Source organism: Rhodococcus sp. Eu-32 (genome assembly GCF_003336925.1).
In the GTDB taxonomy this organism is placed as follows: domain Bacteria; phylum Actinomycetota; class Actinomycetes; order Mycobacteriales; family Mycobacteriaceae; genus Rhodococcoides; species Rhodococcoides kyotonensis_B.
In genome coordinates, this window is sequence record NZ_QGNK01000001.1 from 411,029 (window position 1) to 423,413 (window position 12,385).

The window sequence follows — 12,385 nt, forward strand, 5'->3', positions numbered from 1 at the left end:
GTGCGCCGAAGGCGCCTACCCGAGAATCTCCGCAACCGTCGTCAACGCGGTGTCGATCTGCTCGCGCGTGTGTTCGCTCGAGACGAAGAACCGCAGGCGCTCCTCGCCGAGAGGCACCGATGGGTAGGTGATCGAATTCGCGTTGATGCCCGCCTGCAGCAGGCCGACTCCGGCCAGCACCGCCTTCTGCGTGTCGCCGACGATGATCGGCAGAATCGGCGTGCCCTCGGCGAGGCCGGTGCGGAATCCGAGGGCTTGGCTCTGCGCGAAGGCGTACGACGCGTTGTCCCGCAGTCGAGCAACGCGTTCCGGCTCGCGGTCGACGATGTCGAGCGCGGCAAGTGCGGCGGCGATCGACGCCGGAGCAGGTGCAGTCGCGAACATGCTGAGACCGGGTGCGGAGTACTTGAACGCACGAATCAGTTCGCGTGAGCCGGCGAGAAATCCGCCGACGCTGCCCAATGCCTTGGACATCGTGCCCATCCAGACGTCGACGGCGTCACCGGGGAGGCCGTACAGCTCGCGGATGCCGTGGCCGTGTTCGCCGAGGACGCCGAACGAATGTGCCTCGTCGATCATCACCGCGCAGTCGTACTTGCGTGCCACGTCGATCAGCGGGGGGAGCAGCGCGACGTCGCCGTCCATGCTGTAGTGGCTTTCCAGAACGACCATCGCACGCCTGAAGCTGCCGCGCGACATCTTCAAGATCGCTTCCAATGCAGCAGGATCGTTGTGTCGGAACGAGATTCGCCGACACCCCGCCCATTCGGTACCGGACACGATACTGCTGTGCACCAGGGCGTCGCAGACCGCGAGATCGCCCTGGCCCAGCAGATATCCGACGGCGGCTGCATTGGTCAGGTATCCGCTCGTCGTGATGACGGCGTCGTCGACGTCGTACGTCTCGGCGATGCGACGTTCGAACTCGGCGTACAGCGGGATCTGCCCGGACACGATGCGGCTGGCCGACACCGACGTGCCGTACTCGTCGATCGCCGCTTTCGACGCCTCCGCGACCCGCTTGTCGGCGCTGAGCCCGAGGTAGTTGAAGCATCCGAAATTGATCATGTCGCGGTCGAGCTGGCGGATCGTGGGTCCGCTCGTGCCGTGGTGCGGCAGGTACAGCGGGTTCGGCACGTTCAGACTGTCGAACATCCGATCCACGCCGTCGAACTGCGCGACGGTGGCAACGATGTCCGGGTGCGCCAGCAGGCCACGGTCACCGGGGGCCGCGACACTGCTCGGTTGTGGGGTTCGCGGTGCCGTCGGTGTCGACTCGGCAGTCTCGGTCACCTGTACCGTCGAATAGCCGGTGCGTGCGAGCAACTGCCTCGCGATCTCGCGGGAGTCGGCGGTCACGATGCGGTCCCGACGGGCTCGTGCGCGGCGTCGGTGTCCGGTGCAGGCATGACGTCGACCGCGATGGGCGACGGTGCCGGTGCCGCCTCGCCTTCCGCCCGCGCGGTGAGCGTCGCGGCGAGCTTCGCGCCGATGGCCGAGAGCCCATGTCCCCGGCCGAATTCGAGCACCGACAGTTCGAGGCCGACGGCTTTGCCGACGCGCGCCGCGAATTCGACGGCCATCAGTGAGTCCAGTCCCAGCTCGGGCAACGGCGTCTGGACGTCGACTGCATCGGCGTCGATCCCCATCACGACGGCCAACTGCTCGGCGAGGACGAACGTCATGACCTCCGCGCGCTGCTCTTCCGGCAGGGCGAGGATCTCGGCCTGCAACGCCGAGATTCCCGAGCCTGAAGTGCTGGCCGCCGCGATGTGTGCAGCGAACCTCGGGATGTTGGCCGATGCCGGGTTGGCGACGCCCCACTGCTCCCAGTCGATGCCGACGAGGGCGACGTGTGGGATGTCGAGGGTCAGGGCTTCGCGTAGGTACAGCGTGGCGACGTCCATGTCGATGTTCCTGAACCCGAGCATCTCGAGATAACGCACCACTTCCGGCTTGGCTTCGGCCATCCCGCCACCGCCCATCGATCCCCAGCTGACGGTGAACGCGGACTTTCCCCGGTTCCGACGCGACCACGAGAGAGCGTCGAGCACCGAGTTGGCCGCCGAGTACGACACCTGGGGAGCGCCGCCGGTGAGACTGCTCATCGACGAGAACATCACGAAGATGTCCGGGTCGACGTGCGCCTCCTCGAGCACGCGATCCATGTTCACCGCACCGCTGACTTTAGGGAGGAACACGCTGCGCAGCGAGTCCTGGTCGATGTCGGCGACCGGGTGGTTGTTGACCACGCCTGCCGTGTGGAAGACACCGCGGAGTGGATGCGCGTCGTCGATTCGGCCGATCATCGAGGCAACCGCGTCGTAGTCGGCGATGTCGACGAGTTCTTCGCTGACGGAAACGCCTGCAGCCGAGAACGATTCGAGATTCTCGCGGGCCCGATCCGTCGTCGCGCCATTGCGTCCGACAAGAACGAGATGACGGGCACCGGAGTCGACGAGCCACCGCGCGACGGCGGAACCGAAGGCGCCGAAGCCGCCGGTGATCAGGTAGGTGGCGTCGGGATCGATGTCGACCGTCGGAATTCGGGGCTTCACGACGGGTGCGTCCTCGTCGAGGCTGAGCACGACGCGACCCGTGTGGCTCGATCTGACGACGGCGTCGAACGCCTCGCCGACCTGATCGAGCCGGTAGGTCGTGTACGGCAGGTGCACGTAGTCGCCTACCTTCATCTTGTCGACGACCTCGCGGGTGACCTGCCGGGCCAGATCGGGCTTGAAGTTGAACATGCGATCCATGTCGACCGCGTAGAACGTCAGGTTCTTGTCGAACGGTTTCAGGTCCATGACACCGCCGAAGTAGATGTCCGCCTTGCCGATCTCGACGATTCGCGCGAATTCGGCTGCTACATGCAGGTTCTGGGCCATGATTTCGCCGGGAGACGAGTTGAACACGACGTCGACGCCCAGACCGTCGGTGAGTGTCATGACGTCCTCGGAATAGTTCAGCGACCGCGACGCCAGCACCTCGTGCGCGCCTGCATCGCGGGCCACCTCCCGACGCTCGTCCGTGCCTGCCGTTCCGATGACCCTCGCGCCGAGCGCTCGTGCGACCTGAACGGCCGCGAGTCCCATGCCGCCTGCGGCGCCGTGTACGAGAACCGTCTCACCGGGTTGCACGCGCGCCAGGTGAACGAGGCCGTAGTGCGCACAGAGAAACGGCAGGATCGACGAGCACCAGCCCGCTTCCCAGCCGTCGGGAATGGGCATCGTGCCGCCTTCGTCGATGCCGACGGTGACGTAGCGACGCATCATGTCCCGGGCACACACGCCCATCTGATCACCGGGAGCGACCTCGGTGACGCCCGGTCCGACGCGGGTGACGACGCCCGCGCCTTCGAGTCCGAGTCGCGTCCCGAAATAGGTGCCGTCGAGTTCCTTGTCGGTCAGCACTCCCATGACCTTCAGCGGATCCTTGTAGTTGAGGCCGATCGTCTCCATGCGCACCTCGACCTCACCCGGCCCGGGAGCGCGACGGTCGTGCACGCGAAAGGCCAGGTCCGACAGCAGCTTCGACTTCGGTACCTCGACCGCGAACGATTGTTCACGGTCGCGCAGGACGGTGGGTTGCTCCCGGACCGCGAGGTGCTCGTCCAGGTTGCTCTTCAACGTGATCACCCAGCGCGAGGTCTGCCGCAGTGCGACCTCGTCGGCGACATCGGAAGCGAACGATCCGGACGCGAACGTCTCGGTGACGAGTTCGGACTCCGTGGTCGAGGGCTCAATGTCGATAAGCCGCCAGCCCGCGGCGGACTGCTCGTTCCGCAGCGAGCGCCTCGCGCCGACGAGTCCCGCGTGGGTCAGGTCGGCGCCGTCGATGTCGCCCGGCATGCAGAACGCCCGCTGGGTGACGACGGCTGTCGACAGCGTTCCGGGATCGACGGCTGGCCCGGTCTCGTCGCCGTAGATCGCGAGGTGGACAGCGCGCGCGACGACGAGCAGCGACGCGACCGAGTCGGCCGGGTCGGCGAAGCGGCCGGCCACCGCGACGACGGTGACGTGGTCGACGCCGTCCACCGACAGCGCCTCGCGGAGGGCGGCCACCAGGTTGTGATGCGTCGTCGAATCCGCGTGCAGGACCGATGAATTCCGACGCGACGCAGCGATCGCGTCGACTCGCGTGGTCGTCGACGCGTCGGCCTGACCCAGTACGACGACGAGCGCGAAGTCGCGGGCCTGCTCGGGGAGAACGGCGCCGGGATCGCGGTTGTCCCGAAGCTCCCACACCGGTTCGTAGAACACCGACGACATCTGCGCGTGCAGGCTCTGCGGCGGTGCGATGGGACGGAATTCGACGCCGTTCATCGTCACCGCGGCACGTCCCTCGTCGTCGGTGACGGCGATGTCGGCGCGCATCGGATCGGTCGACGTGCGCCGGACGACGACGGTCGCGTGGTCGGGGATCGGGCCGTAGCGTCGCACCGTCCCCAGTGCCGCCGGCACGACGGCTCCGGTGACTCCCGACGGATGTGCGAGCGTCGCAACGCATTGCAGGGCCGTGTCGAGAACGGCCGGGTGGACGAGATGGCCGGAGCCGGCCTGCGCGGCTGCGTCGATGGATGCGACGACGATGTCGGCGCCGATCCGTGCCGACTCGATGCCCTGGAATGCCGGCCCGTACTGCAGCCCTGCCGCATCCAGCAGCGGATACAGAGCCTGCCCGGTGATCTCGTGTTCGACGTCGGGAGTATCCGCCGCGACGAACGGTGCATCGAAATGCCCTTCGACGAGGCGACCGGTCGCGTGGAGCGTCCAGCTCGTCGACGACGCGGGCCGCGAGCGGATGACGAAACGACGGGTGCTGTCCTCGACGGCGACCTGCAGCACGGGCACGTCGTGCGTGTCGACGACGAGGGGAGCGACGAACTCGACGTGTTCGAGGCCGACCTCGGGCCGGTTCGACCGCACCGCGGCCGCGCTGAGGGCCGCGTCGAGATATGCGGTTCCCGGTAGCAGCACGAGACCGTCGACGACGTGGTCGCGTAGCCACGGCAGCTGCGAAACCGCCAGTTCGACAGTCCATTCCGACGCGGCCGCGGCGGTCCGGTCACCAAGCATCGGGTAGACGGTGTTCGTGCCGAATCGGTCGGCGACCGAGGCATCGTCCTCGTTCCACACGTGCGTGCGCTGCCACGGGTATGCGGGGAGGTCGACGTGCGGCGACGCGATGGCGTCGCCGGGGGCGAAGATGTGTCCGTCGAACGCGCCTGCGGCGTACAGGCCGGCCACGGTCGCAGACAGGCTCTCGCCGTCGTTCTGTTTGCGGACGAGCGTGCCGATCGACGTGCCGGGATCACTCGAGCGAATCAGGATCTCGCGGATGTTGCCCGACAGGACGGGGTGCGGCCCCACTTCGAGGAACAGACGTCGGCCCTGCGCGATCAGTGCGGCGATCGTGTCGGCGAACCGCACCGGTTTGCGGACGTTGTCGCACCAGTAGGCGGCGTCCCAGTGTGCGCCCGTGACGCGTTCGGCGGTGACGGTCGAATAGAGCGTCAGCTCGGGAACGTGCGGATCCAGGGATGCGAGAGCCGACGACACCTCGCCGAGAATCGGATCCATCAGATGGCTGTGGTACGGCACCTCGACGTGCAGACGTTTGGCGAATATACCTGCTGCGGTGAGGGATTCGGCCAATGACGTGAGGTGGTCGACGTCGCCGGCGAGCGTCACCGCGGTCGGGCTGTTGACGGCCGCGACGGACACGTGCGAGACCATGTCGTCGCCTGCCTCGGCGAGCCGGGCAAGGGCGTCGGCCTCCGACAGTCCGACGGCCAGCATCGATCCGCTTCCGGCCGTGGTGGCTTGCAGCCGTGCGCGATGGCAGCTGACGAGGAGAGCGTCGTGCAGACTCAGTGCGCCACTGATGTAGGCGGCGCTGACTTCGCCGACGCTGTGGCCGACGACGGTGTCGGGTTCGATTCCCCTCGAGCGTAGTTCGGCGACGAGCGCAACCTGCACCAGAAAGTTCGCGGGCTGCGCGACTTCGGTGTCGGTGACGCGCGACGACTCCTCGTCGCGGCTCAGTTCCTCGATGATCGACCAACCGGCGATCTCGGTGAACGTGTCGTCGATGATCCGGGCTTCGTCGGCGAAGACGCCGCCCTCGTTCAGCAGGTCGCGCGCCATGCCCCACCACTGCGGTCCCATGCCGCTGAAGACGAACACAGGTGCGCCGCCACCGTCGACGGTGTGCGCGGACTTGCCGGTGCCCGAGGCGAATTCGCGGAGACCGTCGAGCAGGGTGGAGGCATCGGTGAAGCTGATCGACGCGCGGACGGGGTGATGTGCCCGACGCGTCCACGCCGCCGCGGTGAATGCTCGCACGATGTCGTCGGCGGCATCCGGGGCGGCTTCGACAAGGGACTGCAGACGGTCGGCGAGAGTCGCCGCGACCTCGCGGACGGCGGCGTCGGTGCGGGCGGACAGTGGGAAGACACGCGGCGAGAAGGTGGGGGGACCGGACACCCGAGGCGTCGACGCGGCCGCGGTGGGCGCGTCGTGCATGATGACGTGCGCGTTGGTGCCGCCGTAACCGAAGCCGTTGATGGCGACGACGGGCCTGGCGTACGCGTCGGGGAACGGCTCGGGATCGAGTGGAATGCGAATGTGCAGTTCGTCGAACGGAATTGCAGGGTTGAGCGTCTCGAGCCAGGCCTGCGGCGCGATGGTTCTGTGGTGGATCGACAGGGCGCTCTTGATGACGCTCGCGATGCCGGCGGCTGCCTCGGTATGGCCGATCGACGCCTTGATGGACCCGACGACGAGCGGAGTCGTACGGCCGGGCACCGTGCCGTAGGCGCCGCCGAGTGCCTCGACCTCCAACGGATCGCCGACGGCCGTGCCCGTTCCGTGTGCCTCGACGTATCCGACCTCACTGGGGTCGATACCGGCCTCAGCGCAGACCCGTTCGGCGAGGCTGCGCTGAGACACCGGGTTGGGGACGGGGATGGCGATCGTGCGCCCGTCCTGGTTGACGCCGGATCCGCGGATCACCGAGTAGATCCGGTCGCCGTCGCGCACCGCATCGGCGAGCGGCCGGAGCAGCACCATGCCCGCACCCTCACCGCGGCCGTACCCGTCGGCGGTGGCGTCGAACGACTTGGATCGGCCGTCGAACGCGAGGAAGCGGCCCTTGCACATCGAGACGAACGTCTCGGGCCGGATCATCGTGTTGACGCCGCCGACGAGCGCCATGTCGCATTCTCCGCGGTCGAGGGCGCGGACGGCCTCGTGCATCGCGACGAGCGACGACGAGCAGGCCGTGTCGATCGTCATCGACGGACCGACCAGATCCAACGCGTACGAGATGCGGTTCGACAGCAACGTGTGCGACGAGCTGGTGGCACTGTGCGCATTGATGAACGGGCGCACCGACGGCGCACCACGAAGCCCGGCCGAGTCGTTGGTGAATCCGCCGACGTAGACGCCGATCGGAGCGCCCGTGATGCGGCCCGCGTGCCCCGCGTCGTCCAGGGCTTCCCATGCGACTTCGAGCAGCAGACGCTGCTGCGGATCGGTCACCGACGCCTCACGTGGGGAGATGCCGAAGAATTCGGGATCGAAATCCCACAGCGACTGCGTCAGAAACCCGCCGCGACGGGTGTACATGCGCCCCGGCGCCTCGGGATCGGGGTCGTAGAACCGATCGGCGTTCCACCGGTCGGAAGGGATGTCGACGATGCCGTCGCCCTTCGAGATCATGAACTCCCAGAAACTCTGCCCGTCGTGAACCCCGCCCGGGAATCGGCATCCGATACCGACAAGTGCAATCTCGACCATCAATCTCCCCCGACTACTGTGCGGCGGCCCACCAGAGATGTGAGCCCCGTCCGTCCCCCGATACCTACAGCGCTCGTGAAGGCAGCGAACTCCCCGAGTCGGGTGAATACAACCAGACTCTTCACCGAACCGCCATAGGAATGATGGTGCGGCGCTCGTTGTCTCGATACGCGTTGGCAAAGTACAAGATTGAACTTTGCCTGGGGGTGGGACGGTTCTGCCGTGGTCGGTATCGTTGTGAATAGCGTTGCCAGGCAATAGTTTTCGTTCGAAGCGCAGGAACTGTTGCGGCGCAACGAAATCCGACCATTCCGGCGCCGTGGGTCGTTACAGATTTACAGTGAGTGCGAACGGTGTAACGCGGCTTGGTCGGCGCGAACGCACCCGTGTGTGCGTCCGGGGTGAGCGGCTGGGTGGGCCCCGCGCCCCGCAGGCTGAAACCTGCGCGGCCGCGTTCCCGGGCGGGCCTCGCGTCCCGGACCGCGCACGTTGCAGCGAATGCGCGGGTTGCAACGTGCGCGCGGGCTGGAACCTGCGCGGCTGTGATCCCCGGGCCCCGCGTTCCATGCCGCGCACGTTGCAGCGAATGCGCGGGTTGCAACGTGCGCGCGGGCTGGAACCTGCGCGGCTGCGTTCCCCTGGAAACCCGCGCGCACGAGAACCGGACCGGCCCCGAGACCCGCCGGTTTTGCGCCACGCGGGGCTGTCCCTCTTGACGCGGGCGCGGCGAGGGGTCACTCTTGTCCCGGAAGCACCCCGCAGCGATCGGGAGGACCGATCTCGCAGACCCGCGACACGCCGCCGCCGAGCGCCACGCAGGTTCACATCTCGGGTGCTACTTTTGATGCCCCTGTTGCGCTCTGCGCCGATGTGGGGTACCTTTGGACGTTGCGCTGGCTGCCTCCTGTCCACCTCTCGATTGCTGTGTCTGCGAAGTCGAACTTCGAAGAGATTGCAGTGGGGATTCGGTCTTGGTTGTGACCAGTGAATTCGCCCCACATATAGCAAGCAGATACAGCGGCGGTCGCACTGCACGAGCGGCCCGCGTGAGGTGCTGGAAGGACGCATCTTGGCAGTCTCTAGCCAGACCAAGGCAGTTGTCGGAACACCGGGAGCCCCGAGGAGGGTTTCGTTCGCGAACATCCGCGAACCGTTGGAGGTACCCGGTCTCCTCGATGTACAGACGGACTCTTTCGAATGGCTGGTAGGCGCGCAGTCCTGGCGCGACCGTGCCGCCGCGCGCGGTGACGGTGAAGTCACCGGTGGTCTCGAGGACATCCTGACGGAGCTCTCTCCGATCGAGGACTTCTCGGGCTCGATGTCTCTTTCCTTCTCCGATCCTCGATTCGACGAGGTCAAGGCCTCGCAGGACGAGTGCAAGGACAAGGACATGACGTACGCGGCTCCGCTGTTCGTCACTGCCGAGTTCATCAACAACAACACCGGTGAGATCAAGAGCCAGACGGTGTTCATGGGTGATTTCCCCATGATGACCGACAAGGGCACGTTCATCATCAACGGCACCGAGCGTGTCGTCGTCTCGCAGCTCGTTCGTTCCCCCGGCGTCTACTTCGACCACACGGTCGACAAGACGACGGAGAAGGACCTGCACAGCGTCAAGGTCATCCCCGGCCGTGGTGCGTGGCTCGAGTTCGACGTCGACAAGCGCGACACCGTGGGTGTTCGTATCGACCGTAAGCGTCGTCAGCCGGTCACCGTGCTGCTGAAGGCTCTCGGCTGGACCACCGAGCAGATCACGGAGCGCTTCGGCTTCTCCGAGATCCTGATGGCCACGCTCGAGAAGGACAACACCGCCGGTACCGACGAGGCACTCCTCGACATCTACCGCAAGCTGCGTCCGGGCGAGCCCCCCACGAAGGAGAGCGCGCAGACGCTCCTGGAGAACCTGTTCTTCAAGGACAAGCGCTACGACCTCGCTCGCGTGGGCCGCTACAAGATCAACAAGAAGCTCGGCCTGAACTCCGGCCAGCCGATCGTCGCGTCGACCCTCACCGAGGAAGACATCGTCGCGACCATCGAGTACCTCGTGCGTCTGCACGCAGGTGAGACCTCGATGACGGCTCCCGGCGGCGTCGAGGTTCCCGTCGAGGTCGACGACATCGACCACTTCGGCAACCGTCGTCTCCGCACGGTCGGCGAGCTGATCCAGAACCAGATCCGCGTCGGCCTGTCCCGCATGGAGCGCGTCGTACGCGAGCGGATGACCACTCAGGACGTCGAGGCGATCACGCCGCAGACCCTGATCAACATCCGTCCCGTCGTGGCTGCGATCAAGGAGTTCTTCGGAACGTCCCAGCTGTCGCAGTTCATGGACCAGAACAACCCGCTGTCGGGTCTGACGCACAAGCGTCGTCTGTCGGCTCTCGGCCCCGGTGGTCTGTCGCGTGAGCGCGCGGGCCTCGAGGTTCGTGACGTCCACCCGTCGCACTACGGCCGCATGTGCCCGATCGAGACCCCCGAGGGTCCGAACATCGGTCTGATCGGTTCGCTCTCGGTGTACGCGCGGGTCAACCCGTTCGGCTTCATCGAGACGCCGTACCGCAAGGTCGTCGACGGCCAGGTCACCGACGAGGTCGACTACCTGACGGCCGACGAAGAGGATCGCCACACGCTCGCGCAGGCGAACTCGCTCGTCGACGATCAGGGTCGTTTCGTCGAGGACAAGATTCTCGTCCGTCGTAAGGGTGGAGAGGTCGAGTTCGTCTCGTCCGCCGACATCGACTACATGGACGTCTCGCCGCGCCAGATGGTGTCCGTCGCCACCGCGATGATTCCGTTCCTCGAGCACGACGACGCCAACCGTGCCCTCATGGGCGCGAACATGCAGCGTCAGGCGGTCCCGCTGGTGCGCAGCGAGTCGCCGATCGTCGGTACCGGCATGGAGCTCCGCGCAGCCGTCGACGCCGGTGACGTCGTCATCACCGACAAGACGGGCGTCGTCGAAGAGGTGTCCGCGGACTACGTCACGGTCATGGCCGACGACGGCAGCCGCAAGACGTACCGCATGCGCAAGTTCGCGCGCTCGAACCAGGGCACGTGTGCCAACCAGCGTCCGATCGTGGACGAGGGTCAGCGCGTCGAGGCCGGCCAGGTCCTCGCCGACGGTCCCTGCACCGAGAACGGTGAGATGGCGCTCGGCAAGAACCTGCTGCTCGCGATCATGCCGTGGGAAGGCCACAACTACGAGGACGCGATCATCCTGTCGCAGCGCCTCGTGGAAGAGGACGTTCTCACCTCGATCCACATCGAAGAGCACGAGATCGACGCCCGCGACACCAAGCTCGGTGCCGAGGAGATCACTCGTGACATCCCGAACGTCTCCGACGAGGTCCTCGCCGACCTCGACGAGCGCGGCATCATCCGTATCGGTGCCGAGGTTCGTGACGGCGACGTGCTGGTCGGAAAGGTCACGCCGAAGGGCGAGACCGAGCTGACCCCGGAAGAGCGTCTGCTGCGCGCCATCTTCGGTGAGAAGGCTCGCGAGGTTCGCGACACGTCGCTGAAGGTTCCTCACGGTGAGAGCGGAAAGGTCATCGGCATTCGCGTGTTCTCGCGCGAGGACGACGACGATCTGCCTCCCGGCGTCAACGAGCTCGTGCGCGTGTACGTCGCCCAGAAGCGCAAGATCCAGGACGGCGACAAGCTCGCAGGCCGCCACGGAAACAAGGGCGTCATCGGCAAGATTCTCCCGCAGGAGGACATGCCGTTCCTGCCCGACGGCACCCCGATCGACATCATCCTGAACACGCACGGTGTTCCGCGTCGTATGAACATCGGTCAGGTTCTGGAGACCCACCTCGGGTGGATCGGCAAGACCGGATGGAACGTGCAGATCGCCGCGGACGGCACGAAGCCCGATTGGGCCGACCGCCTTCCGGAGGAGATGCTGGCGGCTCCGGCCGACAGCAACATCGCCACCCCGGTGTTCGACGGCGCCAAGGAGCACCAGCTCGCTGGTCTGCTCGAGAGCACCATCCCGAACCGTGACGGCGAGCAGATGGTCGGCCCCGACGGCAAGGCCACGCTGTTCGACGGCCGCTCCGGCGAGCCGTTCCCGTACCCGGTGTCGGTGGGCTACATGTACATCATCAAGCTGCACCACTTGGTCGACGACAAGATCCACGCTCGTTCGACCGGTCCGTACTCGATGATCACGCAGCAGCCCCTCGGTGGTAAGGCCCAGTTCGGTGGTCAGCGCTTCGGTGAGATGGAGTGCTGGGCCATGCAGGCCTACGGTGCGGCATACACGCTGCAGGAGCTTCTGACCATCAAGTCCGACGACGTGGTCGGTCGCGTGAAGGTGTACGAGGCCATCGTCAAGGGCGAGAACATCCCCGAACCCGGCATTCCCGAGTCCTTCAAGGTGCTCCTCAAGGAGCTCCAGTCGCTGTGCCTCAACGTGGAGGTGCTGTCCTCGGACGGCGCAGCCATCACGATGGCCGACGGCGACGACGAAGATCTCGAGCGTGCGGCAGCCAACCTGGGAATCAACCTTTCCCGCAACGAAGCTGCCACGGTCGACGACCTCGCCCAGTAGTTCTTGGTCCCCGGGCCTGCAGTGA

Annotated in this window: 3 protein-coding genes; 1 reads left to right on the forward strand and 2 read right to left on the reverse strand. The window is 66.3% G+C overall.

Annotated features, from left to right (window positions below):
• Nucleotides 1-15: 15 nt before the first annotated feature.
• Nucleotides 16-1,359 (reverse strand): aminotransferase class I/II-fold pyridoxal phosphate-dependent enzyme, encoded by a 1,344-nt coding sequence (locus tag DK926_RS02085; protein ID WP_114328250.1) that lies wholly within the window; start codon nt 1,357-1,359, stop codon nt 16-18.
• Nucleotides 1,356-7,802 carry a type I polyketide synthase gene (locus DK926_RS02090; RefSeq protein ID WP_114328252.1) on the reverse strand — a complete coding sequence of 2,149 codons (6,447 nt, stop codon included), beginning with the start codon at nt 7,800-7,802 and terminating at the stop codon, nt 1,356-1,358. The genes DK926_RS02085 and DK926_RS02090 overlap by 4 nt, the downstream gene beginning before the upstream one ends.
• A gap of 1,051 nt (nt 7,803-8,853) precedes the next feature.
• Here DK926_RS02090 and DK926_RS02095 point away from each other — a divergent pair.
• A complete protein-coding gene (locus tag DK926_RS02095) occupies nt 8,854-12,360 on the forward strand; it encodes a DNA-directed RNA polymerase subunit beta (RefSeq protein WP_068427720.1) in 3,507 nt (1,168 codons plus the stop codon).
• Nucleotides 12,361-12,385: the final 25 nt, after the last annotated feature.